The following is a 15,138-nucleotide window of genomic DNA, read 5'->3' as shown; positions in this document are numbered from 1 at the left end:
GGCGTGCGTTTGTGGCGATGTGGCTAGCATTTCTGGCTTTAATCAGGCAAAACACGCGGGACTAATTCACTGCGAGGGCACACCCAATGATTCCGTATCGTTCCAGAACTTCTACACATGGTCGTAACATGGCGGGCGCGCGCGGCCTTTGGCGTGCGACTGGCATGACTGATAGTGATTTTGGCAAGCCGATTATCGCGGTTGTGAACTCTTTCACACAGTTTGTTCCTGGTCACGTTCACCTGAAAGACTTGGGCCAGTTGGTTGCCGAAGAAATCCATGCGGCGGGTGGTGTTGCAAAGGAAATGAACACCATCGCGGTGGATGACGGTATCGCCATGGGGCATGATGGGATGCTCTATTCCCTGCCGTCACGCGAAGTGATTGCGGACAGTGTGGAATACATGGTCAACGCCCACTGCGCGGATGCGATGGTGTGTATTTCCAACTGCGATAAAATCACGCCCGGCATGATGATGGCGGCGCTGCGTTTGGATATCCCTGTTGTGTTTGTATCGGGTGGCCCGATGGAAGCGGGCAAGGTGGACATTGATGGGGAGCTGAAAGCGATTGATCTGGTGGATGCCATGATGGAAGCCGCCAACCCTGATCGTACCGACGAAGAAGTTTTGTCGATTGAAGAAAGCGCCTGTCCGACTTGTGGATCTTGTTCTGGGATGTTCACGGCCAATTCGATGAACTGTTTGGCCGAGGCGCTGGGTTTGGCGTTGCCGGGCAACGGGTCCACATTGGCCACGCACAGCGACCGTGAAATGTTGTTCCGCAAAGCAGGGAAGCGGATCGTGGAACTGACTAAAGAATATTACGTGGATGGCAATAAATCTGTGTCCGCGCGCGGGATTGCCACGAAAGCGGCGTTTGAAAATGCGATGCGCATGGATATCACCATGGGTGGGTCAACAAACACAATTTTGCACCTGCTGGCCATGGCGCAGGAAGCCGAAGTTGATTTCACCGTTGATGACATTGATCGCTTGTCGCGTAAGACGCCTTGCCTGTGCAAAGTGGCCCCTGCGGTTGCGAACGTTCACATGGAAGACGTGCATCGTGCTGGCGGGATTTTCGGCCTGCTGGGTGAAATGAACCGCGCAGGAATGCTCGATACATCTGTCGGCACGATCCATGAGCCAACATTGGGCGATGCGATTGCCAAATGGGATGTGCGCACGTCCAATGACGAAGATGTGCATAACTTGTTCTTGGCGGCCCCTGGCGGTGTGCGCACAACGCAGGCGTTTTCACAGTCGCGGCGGTACAAAGAGCTGGATTTGGACCGTGAAAACGGGGTGATCCGCGATGCAGAACATGCCCATTCGCAAGAGGGTGGTTTGGCCGTGTTGTTTGGCAACATTTCCCAAGAGGGCTGTGTTGTGAAAACCGCAGGCGTGGATGAGAGCATTTTGAAATTCAACGGCCGCGCTGTTGTGTGCGAGTCTCAGGATGAGGCATGTAAGCGTATTTTGGGCAAAGAAGTGGTGGAAGGCGACGTGGTTGTCATCCGCTATGAAGGGCCGCGTGGTGGACCAGGAATGCAAGAAATGCTGTATCCGACGACCTATTTGAAATCTATGAAGCTGGGCAAAGCCTGTGCGCTGATCACGGATGGGCGGTTTTCTGGCGGCACATCTGGCCTGTCCATCGGCCACGTTTCGCCAGAAGCGGGTGAGGGCGGCAACATCGCACTGATCGAAGAAGGGGATATCATCGAGATTGATATCCCGAACCGCACGATGAATGTGAAGTTGACGGATGAAGAATTGGCCACACGCCGCGCCGCCATGGAAGCACGGGAGAACCCGTGGGCCCCAGCACAGCCGCGTGCCCGCAAAGTCAGCCGCGCCCTGCGGGTCTATGCAGCGCACGTTGGTAATGCGTCACAGGGTGCTGTGCGGTTGGAGCCTTGAGACTCGCGCATTTCATTCCGTTAATTTTTGTCGGTATTTTGATAGCCGTTCTTCTGCTTGCGGTATTCGCCACGGCAGAGGAACGAAGTGAATTATGTGCCGTTCTTAAAGAAAGAAGTGCAGATCAGCCGATGCTGCGCGGCCAAAAGTGCGAAAGCATCAGCACCGCAGAATATATGTGCGCTTTCGCGTTCGAATTTCGAAGTGATGCGGCGCGAGAGCTTTATGATCGTTTGGCGCACGATATGAATGTGTGTTCCGCCCATGGTGAGTTCGCAACGGTTCGCACGCAAGGTGCGGTAAACCATCCTGATAGCTTTGAACAAGTTACTTTTGATATTTTTGACGGTCCCCAAGCGTCAGTGTCGCTCAAAGACAAAGGCGCGTTGCAGAAAACCTACGTGTTTGTGCGGCTACCAGCGCATTAGCCGGCGGTGCTGACCTGATCACGCAGGGTCGACAGCACGTGGACCAAATTATCCAACATTGGCAGGTCAAAGCCTGTTGCTTCGATCACACAGCGGGTGACTATGGGAGCGTGCTGTTGCAGGTGCCGCCCGGATGAGCTGAGCCGAACGACGACTTGGCGGGCGTCTTTGGGGTTTTTCGTGCGGGTGATGTGACCGAGTGTTTCGAGCCTTTGCAGCAAAGGCGTGAGCGTGTTGGTCTGCATTTGCAATTTGGCCGATAAGTCCCCCACAGTCTGTTCGTCCTTTTCCCATAAAAACAATAGCGTAATCCATTGCGGATACGTCAGGCCGAGGTCTTTAAGCAGGGGCACATAGGCGCGGTTCACGGCATGACTGGCGGTGTAGAGCGCAAAGCAGATCATATTTTGCGGATCAGTGGGCAGGGTCGACTCGTCAAGCATAGCGGGCTTTCGGTAACTTATATCGCACACGATACAATTTTCTTGACCTAATCGCAAGTTCATGATTGGGATAGAGGATAAAATATATCGCACACGACATAAATGGGAGAATGCCATGAGTTGGTTGCCGAGTTTAAAAACAGAAACACCTGAAGAAGGGTATGAATTGGCGATAATGTTGTCGCGGATGGCGGTGAAGAAAACACAGCCAGATGACGCAGCGCGCGAACGGATGCGGCCCGAATACGCCAATGATCCTGCAAATCTGACGCAAGTGTCTTTGGTGGTGGCGACAAATTTCCAAACAGTGGCGGCCGCGAACAATCACTGGCGCTAGGTTTGGTATTTGAAGAACATTAAAGGCACGGTTGAGCGGTCAACCGTGCCTTTTGAGCGATTATGCGGCGGGCATACCCTGTTCGATGATGTTAGCCCGCATGTCGAAAGGGACGATTATGCGGCAGGCATGCCCTGTTCGATAATGTTAGCCGGCATGTCGAAAGGGACGATTATGCGGCAGGCATGCCCTGTTCGATAATGTTAGCCCAAAGGGTGCAGCCTGTTGGGATTGCTTCATCGTTGAAGTTGTATTCTGGGTGATGAACCATTGCCCCATCGCCGTTGCCACACAGGATGTACGCGCCTGGGCGGGATTCGAGCATAAAGGCGAAGTCTTCGCCGCCCATGGTTTGTTCCATGCCCACTTCTACGTTGTGATCGCCGACCACGGATTTCGCCACATCAGCCATGAATTCTGTTTGAGCATCGTGATTAACCATAACGGGATAGTTGCGGTTGTACGTGACCTTTGCCGTGGCACCAAAGGCGGCTGCGGTGTTTTCGGCGATGCGTGTGATCTGTTCTTCGGCGATGTCGCGCATGTCAGGGGAAAGCGTGCGCACTGTGCCGCGCAGTTCCACTTTTTCAGGGATAACGTTGAACGCCTTGCTTTCTGTTTCAAAACTGGTGACGGAAACAACCACAGATTCCAGCGGATCGGCCACGCGGGATGCGATGGTTTGCAGCGCGATAACGATATGGGCGGCCACAACGGTTGTGTCTATGCCGTCTTGGGGCTTGGCGGCGTGTGCGCCTTTGCCTGTGACGTCGATTTGGATCAGGTCCGCCGCTGCAAAAAATGCACCTGCACGGATGCCAAATGTGCCAACATCTTTGCCAGGCCAATTGTGCATGCCGTAAACTTCTTGGATGCCAAATTCTTCCATCATGCCGTCTTCGACCATTTCACGGCCACCACCGCCGCCTTCTTCGGCGGGTTGGAAAATGACCACGGCTGTGCCGTCAAAGTTACGGGTTTCGCACAGGTATTGCGCCGCACCGAGCAGCATTGTGGTGTGCCCGTCATGGCCACAGGCGTGCATTTTGCCGTCTTCCTTAGACGCATAGTCGAGGCCCGTTGCCTCAAATATCGGCAGGGCATCCATGTCGGCGCGCAGGCCGATGACTTTGCCAGAGGTGTTTTGCTTGCCCTTAATCACGCCAACAACACCCGTTTGGCCGATGCCTGTTTTCACCTCGTCACAGCCCCATTCGCGCAGTTTATCCGCGACAATGCCCGCAGTGCGGTGGCAATCAAATTGCAATTCTGGGTGCATGTGCAAATCGCGACGGATGGCGGTGAGTTCGGCGTGGGTTTCAGCAAAGCGGTTGATCAGTGGCATGTCAGTTTCCTTATGAAAGATCAGCAATCAGGTCGCGCATGAATTTGGCGCCCAGATTGTATTGGTCAACGGTGATGTATTCATCTGCTTGGTGGGCTTGGTCAATAGAACCAGGTCCGCAGATAACGGTAGAGATGTTTTCGTTTTGAAAATGGCCAGCTTCGGTGCCGTAGCTGACCACGTTGATAGAGTTGTCGCCCGTCAGGCGGCGCACAAGGGTTTCTGCCGCGCCGTTTTCTTCTGGCCGCAGACCTGGAACGCCAAATTTTGGCGTGACTTTGATACCTGCCTCTGGACGAACCTTTTTGATTTTCGCATCCAGTTCTGCTGCAAAATCCATATACGCTTCCGCCTCGGCTTTGGCGTCTTGTGTTGGGAGCAAGCGGAAATCATTGATGAAAGTACAGGTCTTGGCGGTGATGTTGCCTGCCGTGCCGCCTTGTATTGTCCCGACGTGATAGGTGGGGAAGGGGGGCACAAATTCATTTTCGGGGTCGTGGTTGGCAACCGCCTCTTCGTTTTTCTTGTTGTGCCATTCCACAAGGGTGGCGGCGGTCATGACCGCAGAAACACCGATATGGGCAAGGGAAGAATGAACCTCATACCCTGTCACTTCGGTATGAAATCCGATGCCACCTTTGTGGCCGGTAACGGCTTTCATGTCAGACGGTTCGCCAACGATACACATGGCGGCCTTGGGCATTTTACCTGCGAGTTCCTTAACCATCGGAATCACGCCTTCGCAGCCCACTTCTTCGTCATAAGACAGCGCCAGTTGGATCGGGGTTTGCAAATCGGCAGCGATCATGTGGGGCACATAGGCAAGAGCAATGGCGAGAAAACCTTTCATGTCGCACGTACCACGACCAAAATATTTGCCGTCTTTTTCCACAACTGTCCAAGGATCAGTGGACCAATCTTGGCCCTCCACAGGAACAACATCCGTGTGGCCAGATAAAATGACGCCGCCCTCAACCATGGGTCCGATGTGTGCATACAGGTTCGCTTTATCACCTTCGTCATTATACACGCGGGTTGCAGTTACACCGTGCGAAGACAAGTACTCCTCGACAAAATCAATCAAAGGCAGGTTTGAGCGGTGTGAAACGGTGTTAAAGCTGATGAGCTTTTCCAACATTTCAAAGGGAGTGTAGACGTCAGCCATAAATGAGTCCTGATGATGAGAGTGGCGCGAGTTTGGAAACTGCTTGGCGTGGCGTCAAGAGCATAACGAGTACGCAGTTGGGATGTTTCGTTGGGTCAATTTACCAAATGGTCAAAAGAAAAGTCATTGTAAACTAATTCTTTATCGTCTTTACTTTGCTCATGGTCTGCTTTTTTCGGATTCGTTTCGGAAAATAACTCTTGGGGAGAACTTAGTGCCAGAACGCTTTGAGAGCTGCGTGTTTCACGTTGGTTTCACCTGCAAACGCAGGCGTTTTCGCTCGGACCTGATCCCCCTAAATGCCGTTTTAAATGCGGCTCTGACCTAAACAATAACCTCAAAGGGAGAACTCTTCGTATGACGATGAAGAAAATGGCTTTAGGAAGCGCACTTGTGCTTTCCATGGCGTCCATGGCGGCTGCTGAACGCGGTTCCGATGGGCAGTTGAACATCATCTATTGGCAAGCGCCATCCATCCTGAACCCGTATCTGTCGGGCGGTACGAAAGACGTTGAATCGTCATCCATGGTTATCGAGCCGCTGGGCCGTTACGACCAAGACGGTGCGCTGGTTCCATATCTTGCGAAAGAAATTCCAACGGTTGCAAACGGTGGCGTGTCCGAAGACCTGACATCCATCACGTGGACGTTGAAAGAAGGCCTGCTGTGGTCTGACGGCACAACTGTAACGTCTGCAGACGTTAAGTTTACGGCCGATTACTGTATGCACCCAGAAGGCGGTTGCGCACAGGCATCTTTCTTTGATGGTGTGACAAGCGTTGAAGCAATTGATGACCTGACAGTTAAGGTCACATTCAACCAGCCAAAACCAAACCCATATGGCCCGTTCATGGGTGGCCAATCCCCAATCATTCAAGCAGCACAATTCGCTGATTGTTTGGGTGCAAAGGCGCCAGAATGTACAGAAGCCAACTTTGGCCCAATCGGTACAGGCCCATTCCGCGTAACTGATTTCCGTCCAAACGACGTAATTCAGTTTGAAGCGAATCCAAACTACCGTGATCCAGCAAAACCAGCATTTGCAACTGTGACCTTTAAAGGTGGCGGCGATGCAACGGCTGCGGGTCGTGCTGTCATGGAAACAGGTGAATTCGACTACGCTTGGAACATGCAGTTGGCACCAGATGTGTTGGCGAAAATGGCTGAAGGCGGCAAAGGTAAGCCAATCGCAGCATTCGGTTCACTGGTTGAGCGTCTGGAAATGAACTTGACGGATCCATCCCCAGAGTTGGATGCGGAAACACGTTCAACACGCGCTGCACCGCACCCATTCCTGTCAGACGAAAAAGTGCGTCGCGCGCTGTCCATGGCAATCGATCGCAACCTGTTGGTTGAAATCGGCTACGGTACTGCTGGTCGTCCGACATGTAACCTTGTTCCTGCGCCAAAAGTATTTGCGTCTGACAACACGGGTTGTTTGACACAAGACATCGCAGGTGCGAACGCACTGCTCGACGAAGCTGGTTGGGTTGATTCCGACGGCGACGGTGTACGTGACAAAGATGGCAAGAAACTTGCGATCCTGTACCAAACATCCACAAACGCTGTACGTCAGGACTTCCAAGCGCTGATCAAACAGTGGTGGTCCGAGATCGGTGTTGAAACCGAGCTGCGTAACCTTGATGCGTCTGTGTTCTTTGGCGGTGACCCAGGGTCCCCTGACACATTCCAAAAGTTCTATGCGGACGTAGAAATGTACGCCAACAACTTTAACGGCACAGACCCGCAGCAGTACCTTGCAGCGTACCGTTGTGGCAACGAGCCAAAGCCAGAGTCACAGTGGCAGGGTGAAAACATCAACCGTTTCTGTGATCCAGAATACGACAAGCTGATCGACGAACTGGCTCGTACAGGTGACATCGAGAAGCGTGGTGAAATCGGCAAAAAGATGAACGACATGTTGACAAAAGACAGCATGACAATCATTCCGCTGGTTGACCGTGGTCGTGTGTCCGCACACGCGCTGTCCTTGGGCGGCGTTGTCCTGAACACTTGGGACAGTGAGCTGTGGAACATTGCTGACTGGCACCGCATCAAGTAAGCGGTTCACAAAAATCTGAGCTTGGGGCCTTTGGTTTAACCATCAAGGGCCCCTTCCTTACCCCCAAGACATAAACCGAGGCGTCTATGCTCACCTTTACTATTCGTCGACTATTACTGTCTATTCCGACGCTTTTGTTTATTTCTTTGGCAATCTTTATGCTGTTGCAGTTGTCACCTGGTGACCCGATGTCCCAAGTGCCGCTGACCGTGCCCCCTGATGTGAAAGAAAAAATGCGCGAGGCGCTTGGCCTTGGGCAACCGATTTACATCCAATACTATAAATGGCTGGTGCAGTTTTTCTGGATTGAACCGCAAGTGTTCATCGACTGGGCCACAGCAAACACATGGTGGGCGGGTTGGCTGCCCGACACGTCTTTCTCCGAAGGCAAACTGCGCATGATTTCATGGCAGACCCGTGGCCCTGTGATGGATTTGGTGATCCAATCTTTGCCACAAACGTTTTGGGTGGTTGGCATGTCGTATGTGGTGGGGGTGCTGATTGCCCTGCCCATCGGCATTTACTCTGCCTATCGGCATTATTCGATCTTTGATCAGACGGGTACATTTGTGACGATGGTGGGTTTTTCGATTCCACCGTTTTTCACGGGGCCACTGTTGATTTGGATTTTTGCGGTACAGCTGGGATGGTTGCCGTCAAAGTACAACACGGTTCACGAGGTGGTGGATTGGGATGCATTTGTAATCCAGCTTAAACAGATGGTGCTGCCTGTGATGGTTTTGGCGCTGCAAACCACTGCGCAGATCAGCCGCTACATGCGCTCTGCTATGCTCGATAATCTCAAACAGGATTATGTGCGCACGGCGCGGGCTAAAGGGTTGCGTGAAGGCGTTGTCGTGATGGTGCATGTGTTGCGCAACTCAATGATCCCTGTGGTTACGGTGATTGCGCTCGGTATCCCTGCGATTTTCGGCGGGGCCATTATTACCGAAAACGTATTTGCGGTGAATGGTTTGGGCTATCAGTTGCTGATTGCGCTGTTTGCCAGCGACATCCCAACCGTGATGACCTTTACCTTTATCTTCGCCATTTTGATCGTGCTGTTTAACCTGATCGCAGACGTATTATACGGTGTGCTTGATCCGAGGATCCGCTATGACTGATGTATCCCCTAACAACCCATTGGGAGACCCAATCCCAACTGCGCCACCAACCAGCCAGTGGCAGGATGTATGGCGGCAGTTCAAGCAGCATAAAGGCGCTGTGTTGGGCGGTGGGTTTCTGTTGTTTATCACCCTGTTTGTGTTGATCGGCCCGTTCATCTGGACGTTGGAAGCCACAAAGCTGGACATTCGCGCAAAAGACATGCGCCCGATTATTTGGGGCATTTGGGACGGTGATGCCAAAGTGGGCTGGAACCATCCTTTTGGCACGGATCAGTTGGGCCGTGATTTGCTGAGCCAGATGATCGAAGGGGGGCGCGCGTCCATGGCCGTTGGCTGGGCCGCGATGGTTCTGTCGTTGTTGGTCGGGACAACGGTCGGCGTTTTGGCAGGTTTTTTCAAACGGCTCGATTTCATTTTGATGCGGTTTACTGATTTGATGCTGTCGTTGCCTTTGCTGCCAATTCTGTTGGTGGCTGTGACGCTGTTTCGCGAAAAGCTGAGCCAGAGTTTTGGCATTGAAACAGGCATGTTCATTTTGATCGTAAGCGTTGTTGGGATTACCAGTTGGATGCAAACCGCGCGGATTGTGCGCGCGGATGTGTTGGCGCTGAAAGAACGAGAGTTCGTGATGGCAGCCCATTCGATTGGTACGCGGCCCGGCAAAATCATCATGCGCCATCTGTTGCCTAATGTATTGTCTCCCATCATGGTGTCAGCGACCTTGGGCTTGGCCGTGGCTATTATCACCGAAAGTGCGTTGTCGTTCCTTGGCGTCGGCTTTCCGTCGGATTTCCCAACTTGGGGCAAGTTGCTGGCGGATGCGGTACAGCGGATGGATTTGTATCCAGAACGGGTGTTCCTGCCTGGCTTGATGATTTCATTGACTGTGCTGTCAGTGAATTACATCGGGGATGGGTTGCGTGACGCGCTCGATCCGCGGATGCGGGGACGATAAAGTCTGAGAATCTTATGACAAAAGAAGGCTCCTAAACGGGGCCTTTTTTATTGGTGTGGTGATATTGCCATTTTTTGGAAATGGCGAAATTGCGCATATTCCCTTTATTTTTAGGGTTTCTACGCACCAAACCACGCTGCCACATTTCTGGTTAATGAACACAATTTGCGCAAAATTTTTCTTGAAATCGTCTTGAACGGGTCCTTTGAACGCCCGTTTTCACCGTCAAAACAGGGCCAAGCAAGGTGAAACACTTTGCACCACGAGTAAACTGTAATCGAGTTGAGGTACAAAAAATGAGCAATACGATTCTTCGTCTGGAAGCAGACATGATGATCAGTCACGTAACATCTGATGTTGAAACAGCATCGGATCGCGTTAGCTTTTTGACAGGCAATACAGCACCCCGCGTAAAAGAAGCGCTGAAAGATATGCCTGTACGGTTTTCTTTGATGGCTGCCCCAAGCCGCAAAATCCGTTTGGCCGCGTAAACGCTTCGCTGACACAGGACCAAAAGGTCATGAAAATAGTAAAGGGCTGATTTAACGAGCAGCCCTTACTTTTGTGCGTGTAGGATGAATGAAAAAAGGCACATCTGAAAATGTGCCTTCGTGATTATCTTTCGTTAAAGTTTAAACTAATCCCGCTACTGTGCCGGCGCTGTGTACGGGAACAGCGGTAGACCCTGTGGTTCTGCCGTAAGCATTGTGCCATTGGCCGAGGGGCGCAATCCGTAACCTTTGGCATTCAATCGTTGCGTCAAATCCGCTTGCGATGTGGCATTGCGCAAATCAGATTGCAGCATTTCGCGAATTTGGCGGATTGTGAACGGGTCCAAACGTTGATGGATCATGATGTGCTCCTTACTCTTTCCTCGGCGCCAACGTACACTGGCGCGCCCTAAAACCACGTTAACGCGGGAAAACGGCGGGAAGTGTGCGGGAATTGGGAAAGATTGGGGCGGGGGTTACTCTCGATGTTTCTGCGAAACATCTGCCGCCCACTCAATCCTTTGGATTGAGTGTTGGTGCGAGCGGGGGGACTTGAACCCCCACGTCCATAAGGACAACAGATTTTAAGTCTGGCGTGTCTACCGATTCCACCACGCTCGCATACCTACGGTGTTGGATACATTGCGTTTTGTGGTTGATTTGTAAATGGGGCGCGGTGCCGAATTGTGTAAAAAGCTGCAGGGCACCGCTTGAACCCACGTCTCGGGACCTTAGGGTGGTGCCAAAGCCAAAAAAGAGGCCATCATGCGCGTGTCCCAACTCATCACTGCAGTCGAAGTTCATGCCGAGGGGGAACCTGGCCGTGTGATTACAGGTGGTATGCCGCCGCTAAAAGGGAACAGTGTTTATGAAAAGATGCGGTATATGGAGACGCATCACGATGACATTCGTTTGAAAATGTTACGCGAACCGCGTGGATATCCCGTTTTATGCTGCAATGCGTTAGTGGAACCCTGTGATCCTTCGGCAGATGCTGGGTTCATCATAATGGAGCAAACAGAATACCCCCCCATGAGCGGATCAAACACGATCTGCGTGGTGACGACGCTGCTGGAAACGGGGATTTTACCGATGGTGGAGCCTGTGACCGAACTGACCTTAGAAGCACCTGCGGGCGTGTTGAAGGTCCGCGCGGATTGCAAAGATGGTAAAGTGACAAAGGTGGCGTTTCGCAATGTACCCGCCTTTGCCGTGCATTTGGATGCAGAGGTGGAAATCCCGCACTTTGGCAAAGCAGTGATTGATGTGGCATGGGGCGGGATGTTTTTCGCCATCGCAGATGCGGCGCAGTTTGGCATTGAGTTGGGTCCAGAAAACGAACGGGATCAGGTGCGATTTGCGGAAATGATCAGGCAAGCAGCGGTCGAACAATTGCCGGTGGTACATCCAGAAAATTCAGGGATTACGGGACCAACCATTGGTCAGTTAACAGGTCCCGCACGGCGTAGTGATGCGCATGGTTCATCTGCGGTTTCGGTTTCAACGGGAGCGTTTGATTGGTCCCAACCCCAAATGGCGCCTGGTGTTTTTGATCGCTCCCCTTGTGGCACGGGAACCTGTGCCAAAATGGCGGTGCTGCACGCGAAAGGGCAGTTAAAGGTTGGCGATTATTATGTGAATGAAGGGCCGCTTGGCACAGTGTTTGAAGGTCGAATTTTGGAAGAAACGGTGGTTGGCAATTACCCTGTCATTGTGCCTGAACTGGCGGGGCAGGGGTGGATTTACGGCACGTCGCAATGGATGGTTGACCCAAGTGATCCGTTTCAAAAAGGGTTCACAATTGGCGATATTTGGAGCTGATCCGCGCCAAAAGAATTGGATATTTGGACCAAGAAAAAGGCTATTTCTGTGCTTTAAGGGAGCGTTCCCGCTGGGCGATATAGAGCGTAGCCGCGATGATGATGGTTGCACCGATCAGCGTGGGGCCATCTGGGGTTTCGCCAAAGAAAAGGTAAGCGGCCAACCCGATAAACACCAAACGCAAGTATGTGATAGGGGTCAATAGCGCGGCGTCAGCATGGCGATAGGCTTCGATATCGCCAATGCCCCGAATGGTGGAGGTGATGACCAGCGCGATCATGGCAACCCAAGTCAGGTTCAGGGTGGGCAAAGACATAACAGGGGCCGCGATTGGGATCGACACAATCACCATGATCACCACCGACGAAAAGTAAGTGGACATAGGGCCATCCGCGTTTGAAAGATTGCGTGACATGGTCAAGGCCATAGCAAAGGTCAGCGATGACCCAATGGCTGTGATAAGGCCGAGCTCCAATGCGTCAAATCCAGGCCGCATGATAATGAGAACACCCGCAAAACCTGCTACAATCGCACCGATCCGTCTGGGGCCAATTTTTTCGCCGTGGATCAGTATGGCCAGAACCGTGGCGAAAATGGGCGCGGTAAAGAACAACACGGTGGTGGTGGCCAAAGGTACGGTGGCGATGGTGTAAAACCCCATCTGTGTTGATATGGCGATCAGGAAACCGCGCACCAAATGGCCTCGGATGTCGGTAAATTGCAGCTTACGGCGGATGTTCGCGGAAAAGGCCAACAGTGCAAGAATGGCAATAAGAGTGAGCAGGCCACGCCCCAGAACCACCATACGGCTGTCCAATTCTTGGCTGGCCACACGCGCGGCAATTGTCATGGCTGATGAAGCCACAACGGACAAAAGCATCCATTTCAACCCGCGCCAATTGTCCCGCTCGGGCGCAGCGGTGGTATTTGGGGTTGTGCCGTAAATGGAGTGTTTGGGCATAATGGGTCCAATCGTCTTGGCCCAGCGGTACGCCTTTGAGTGGGATGGGGCAAGCCGCAGGGCGCGGGTTTTGGATATTTTCCCCAAAAAGAGCCTGTACGGTGGGTTTAACACCGTGGGGTTTCGCCCTATGTGTTTGCCATGCGTAAATTTATTCCTTGGCTCAAAAGCCACCCGACCGTATCTGTTGTTCGAATGTCTGGCGTAATTGCGTCCGCTGGGCGGTTTGGGGGCGGGGCGTTGAATGATGCGGCCCTTGCGCCTTTGCTCGAAAAAGCGTTTCGCAAGGGAAAACCTGCGGCGGTGGCTTTGGTGATCAACTCACCCGGCGGCTCTCCTGTGCAATCGTCACTGATTGGGGCGCGTATCCGCCGCCTAGCACAGGAAACCGACACAACAGTCTATGCGTTTTGCGAAGATGTGGCGGCCTCAGGGGGCTATTGGCTGGCTTGTGCGGCGGATGAAATTTATGTGGACCCAAGTTCCGTTGTTGGATCCATCGGTGTGATTTCCGCGTCTTTTGGATTTACTGGCCTGATGGAAAAACAAGGGATTGAGCGGCGCGTACATACGGCGGGCGAGGATAAATCCATGCTCGATCCATTTCGCCCCGAACGCCCCGAAGATGTGGAACGTTTGAAAGACTTGCAACGTGTGATCCACCAAAATTTCAAAGATCACGTAGAAGTGCGGCGCGGTGCGAAACTGGCGGATCGTGATCTGTTCACCGGCGAGATTTGGGTGGGTCCAAAAGCCGTGGAAGACGGGTTGGTGGATGGCATTGGTCATCTGGTTCCGTTCATGAAGGAAAAGTTCGGCGACAAAGTTAAGTTCAATGTGCTGGGACAAAAGAAATCGCTTTTGTCGCGGTTTGGGGTTCAGGCGGCGGTTGGCGATGCTATTGCTTCGGTCGAAGATCAGGCGCTTTGGGCGCAATACGGGGTGAAGTGATGTCAAAAATTGTCATCCTCTTTCTTATTTTTATCATGGTGCTGGGCATTTTTGGGCGGCTACGGCTGCCCAAGGTTAAGAACCCGTTCAAACGCAAAACGGTCAAAGCCACAGAAAAATGCGAAAGCTGCGGGCGGTATAATCTGGCGGGTGAAACCTGTTCCTGCGGGAAGGGGGCGTGATGTATCGCGCGGCCTTGATAACAGGCGGAGCCAAGCGGTTGGGGCGTGAATTGGCGCTGGCTTTGGCACGGCGCAAGATTGATGTTGCGGTGCATTACAATGGCTCTGTGGATGATGCGGCTGAAACCGTTTCCCGTGCGGCGTCTTATGGGGTCAAAGCAGTGTCCTTGCAGGCGGATTTGCTGGATATTGACGCCACGCAGGATTTGGTTGGCCGCGCATCAAAGGCGCTTGGCAAACCGCTGGATGTGTTGGTGAACAATGCGTCGATCTTTGAATATGATCGGCTGGAAACGGCAACACCCGAACATTGGGAGCGCCATATCAATTCAAACCTGCGTGCGCCGTTTTTCCTGACCCAAGCCTTTGGCGCACAAGTGCCTGATGCGACTCAGGATGAGAATGGCGAGGTGAAAGCCACATCCGCAGTGATCAATATTGTGGATCAACGGGTGCGCAAACTGACGCCCGAATTCATGACCTATACCATCGCCAAAATGGGGCTGTGGGCGTTCACGCAAACCGCAGCGCGCGGCATGGCCCCTGCGACGCGTGTAAACGGCATTGCGCCCGGGTCCACCATCATTGGGGAGCGGCAAAGCCAAGACCATTTTGACAATCAGCGCAAAGCCACGATTTTGGAACGTGGGTCCAATTCTGAAGAAATCGTTGCCGCGATGAACTATCTTTTGGACAGCCCTGCGATGACGGGTCAATTGCTGAATGTGGACGGTGGTCAGCACCTTGGATGGCGCACACCAGACATTCAGGGTTGAGTGGCCAAAGTCCCAAAGGTGCGTGGTGCTGACGGGTTTTGTCCACCTTGGCTGATATTATTTAACGTGTGTAACAAAATTGTTAATGATTTCAGGAATTTGCACGGAAGTAATGTTTTTATCGTTTAAAAACAAGGGTGTAAATAATTGCCTATTTTTTGTGCAAAGCG

The 15,138-nt window shown here is 52.5% G+C and carries 16 protein-coding genes and 1 tRNA gene; 11 read left to right on the top strand and 6 right to left on the bottom strand.

The genetic code is table 11. From position 1 onward, the window contains the following. Positions 1–86 precede the first annotated feature (86 nt). Complete coding sequence (gene ilvD, locus QBD29_RS14400; protein ID WP_280098778.1) at positions 87–1,925, top strand: dihydroxy-acid dehydratase; 1,839 nt, start codon at positions 87–89, stop codon at positions 1,923–1,925. Positions 1,926–2,056: 131 nt separating this feature from the next. After that, a complete protein-coding gene (locus QBD29_RS14395) occupies positions 2,057–2,353 on the top strand; it encodes a hypothetical protein (protein WP_280098777.1) in 297 nt (98 codons plus the stop codon). On the opposite strand, the gene QBD29_RS14390 is transcribed toward QBD29_RS14395, so the two are convergent. Continuing rightward, on the bottom strand, positions 2,350–2,796 hold the full coding sequence (locus QBD29_RS14390) for a MarR family transcriptional regulator (RefSeq protein ID WP_280098776.1): 447 nt from the start codon (positions 2,794–2,796) through the stop codon (positions 2,350–2,352). The two genes, QBD29_RS14395 and QBD29_RS14390, sit on opposite strands and share 4 nt — an antisense overlap. 115 nt (positions 2,797–2,911) lie before the next feature. Between QBD29_RS14390 and QBD29_RS14385 the strand changes: the two genes are divergently transcribed. Then, on the top strand, positions 2,912–3,133 hold the full coding sequence (locus QBD29_RS14385) for a hexameric tyrosine-coordinated heme protein (RefSeq protein ID WP_280098775.1): 222 nt from the start codon (positions 2,912–2,914) through the stop codon (positions 3,131–3,133). Positions 3,134–3,305: 172 nt separating this feature from the next. On the opposite strand, the gene QBD29_RS14380 is transcribed toward QBD29_RS14385, so the two are convergent. Next, positions 3,306–4,478 carry a M20 aminoacylase family protein gene (locus QBD29_RS14380; protein ID WP_280098774.1) on the bottom strand — a complete coding sequence of 391 codons (1,173 nt, stop codon included), beginning with the start codon at positions 4,476–4,478 and terminating at the stop codon, positions 3,306–3,308. A 10-nt stretch (positions 4,479–4,488) separates the two neighbouring features. Further along, the gene (gene argE / locus QBD29_RS14375; RefSeq protein WP_280098773.1) at positions 4,489–5,643 is read right to left on the bottom strand and encodes an acetylornithine deacetylase; all 1,155 of its coding nucleotides are present in this window, start codon (positions 5,641–5,643) and stop codon (positions 4,489–4,491) included. A 357-nt stretch (positions 5,644–6,000) separates the two neighbouring features. Here argE and QBD29_RS14370 point away from each other — a divergent pair, with 357 nt between their 5' ends. From QBD29_RS14370 to QBD29_RS14355, 4 genes are all read left to right on the top strand, one after another. Continuing rightward, entirely contained in the window at positions 6,001–7,704 is a 1,704-nt protein-coding gene (locus QBD29_RS14370; protein WP_280098772.1) for a peptide ABC transporter substrate-binding protein, read from the top strand. Positions 7,705–7,790: 86 nt separating this feature from the next. Then, positions 7,791–8,828, top strand: a complete 1,038-nt coding sequence (locus QBD29_RS14365; RefSeq protein WP_280098771.1) for an ABC transporter permease — start codon at positions 7,791–7,793, stop codon at positions 8,826–8,828. Next, on the top strand, positions 8,821–9,786 hold the full coding sequence (locus tag QBD29_RS14360) for an ABC transporter permease (protein WP_280098770.1): 966 nt from the start codon (positions 8,821–8,823) through the stop codon (positions 9,784–9,786). Before QBD29_RS14365 ends, QBD29_RS14360 begins: the two co-directional genes overlap by 8 nt. Before the next feature lie 296 nt (positions 9,787–10,082). Beyond that, complete coding sequence (locus QBD29_RS14355) at positions 10,083–10,277, top strand: hypothetical protein (protein ID WP_280098769.1); 195 nt, start codon at positions 10,083–10,085, stop codon at positions 10,275–10,277. A gap of 155 nt (positions 10,278–10,432) precedes the next feature. Here QBD29_RS14355 and QBD29_RS14350 read toward each other — a convergent pair whose 3' ends face one another. Next, entirely contained in the window at positions 10,433–10,639 is a 207-nt protein-coding gene (locus QBD29_RS14350; protein WP_280098768.1) for a hypothetical protein, read from the bottom strand. A 172-nt stretch (positions 10,640–10,811) separates the two neighbouring features. Continuing rightward, positions 10,812–10,898 (bottom strand) — tRNA-Leu (locus QBD29_RS14345). 144 nt (positions 10,899–11,042) lie between these two features. Here QBD29_RS14345 and QBD29_RS14340 point away from each other — a divergent pair. Then, positions 11,043–12,098: a proline racemase family protein gene (locus tag QBD29_RS14340; protein ID WP_280098767.1), complete on the top strand. Its 1,056-nt coding sequence runs from the start codon at positions 11,043–11,045 to the stop codon at positions 12,096–12,098. 40 nt (positions 12,099–12,138) lie between these two features. Here the strand turns inward: QBD29_RS14340 and QBD29_RS14335 are convergent, their stop codons facing one another. Further along, positions 12,139–13,059, bottom strand: a complete 921-nt coding sequence (locus QBD29_RS14335; RefSeq protein ID WP_280098766.1) for a DMT family transporter — start codon at positions 13,057–13,059, stop codon at positions 12,139–12,141. Positions 13,060–13,200: 141 nt separating this feature from the next. Between QBD29_RS14335 and QBD29_RS14330 the strand changes: the two genes are divergently transcribed. The 3 genes from QBD29_RS14330 to QBD29_RS14320 are packed head-to-tail and all read left to right on the top strand — an operon-like array spanning position 13,201 to position 14,968. After that, positions 13,201–14,010: a S49 family peptidase gene (locus tag QBD29_RS14330; RefSeq protein WP_280098765.1), complete on the top strand. Its 810-nt coding sequence runs from the start codon at positions 13,201–13,203 to the stop codon at positions 14,008–14,010. After that, entirely contained in the window at positions 14,010–14,192 is a 183-nt protein-coding gene (locus QBD29_RS14325; RefSeq protein WP_280098764.1) for a hypothetical protein, read from the top strand. Before QBD29_RS14330 ends, QBD29_RS14325 begins: the two co-directional genes overlap by 1 nt. Next, entirely contained in the window at positions 14,192–14,968 is a 777-nt protein-coding gene (locus tag QBD29_RS14320) for an SDR family oxidoreductase (RefSeq protein ID WP_280098763.1), read from the top strand. The genes QBD29_RS14325 and QBD29_RS14320 overlap by 1 nt, the downstream gene beginning before the upstream one ends. Positions 14,969–15,138 lie beyond the last annotated feature (170 nt).

It is taken from the genome of Amylibacter sp. IMCC11727 (genome assembly GCF_029854195.1).
Classification (GTDB): Bacteria; Pseudomonadota; Alphaproteobacteria; order Rhodobacterales; family Rhodobacteraceae; genus Amylibacter.
This window is presented reverse-complemented; position numbering and strand designations above follow the sequence as displayed.

Coding starts and splice junctions, on each gene's coding strand:
- argE (WP_280098773.1), bottom strand. CDS start 5,643: ATGGCTGACGTCTACACTCCCTTTGAAATGTTGGAAAAGCTCATCAGC.
- QBD29_RS14385 (WP_280098775.1), top strand. CDS start 2,912: ATGAGTTGGTTGCCGAGTTTAAAAACAGAAACACCTGAAGAAGGGTAT.
- QBD29_RS14340 (WP_280098767.1), top strand. CDS start 11,043: ATGCGCGTGTCCCAACTCATCACTGCAGTCGAAGTTCATGCCGAGGGG.
- QBD29_RS14320 (WP_280098763.1), top strand. CDS start 14,192: ATGTATCGCGCGGCCTTGATAACAGGCGGAGCCAAGCGGTTGGGGCGT.
- QBD29_RS14395 (WP_280098777.1), top strand. CDS start 2,057: ATGCTGCGCGGCCAAAAGTGCGAAAGCATCAGCACCGCAGAATATATG.
- ilvD (WP_280098778.1), top strand. CDS start 87: ATGATTCCGTATCGTTCCAGAACTTCTACACATGGTCGTAACATGGCG.
- QBD29_RS14330 (WP_280098765.1), top strand. CDS start 13,201: ATGCGTAAATTTATTCCTTGGCTCAAAAGCCACCCGACCGTATCTGTT.
- QBD29_RS14390 (WP_280098776.1), bottom strand. CDS start 2,796: ATGCTTGACGAGTCGACCCTGCCCACTGATCCGCAAAATATGATCTGC.
- QBD29_RS14370 (WP_280098772.1), top strand. CDS start 6,001: ATGACGATGAAGAAAATGGCTTTAGGAAGCGCACTTGTGCTTTCCATG.
- QBD29_RS14360 (WP_280098770.1), top strand. CDS start 8,821: ATGACTGATGTATCCCCTAACAACCCATTGGGAGACCCAATCCCAACT.
- QBD29_RS14335 (WP_280098766.1), bottom strand. CDS start 13,059: ATGCCCAAACACTCCATTTACGGCACAACCCCAAATACCACCGCTGCG.
- QBD29_RS14365 (WP_280098771.1), top strand. CDS start 7,791: ATGCTCACCTTTACTATTCGTCGACTATTACTGTCTATTCCGACGCTT.
- QBD29_RS14355 (WP_280098769.1), top strand. CDS start 10,083: ATGAGCAATACGATTCTTCGTCTGGAAGCAGACATGATGATCAGTCAC.
- QBD29_RS14380 (WP_280098774.1), bottom strand. CDS start 4,478: ATGCCACTGATCAACCGCTTTGCTGAAACCCACGCCGAACTCACCGCC.
- QBD29_RS14350 (WP_280098768.1), bottom strand. CDS start 10,639: ATGATCCATCAACGTTTGGACCCGTTCACAATCCGCCAAATTCGCGAA.
- QBD29_RS14325 (WP_280098764.1), top strand. CDS start 14,010: ATGTCAAAAATTGTCATCCTCTTTCTTATTTTTATCATGGTGCTGGGC.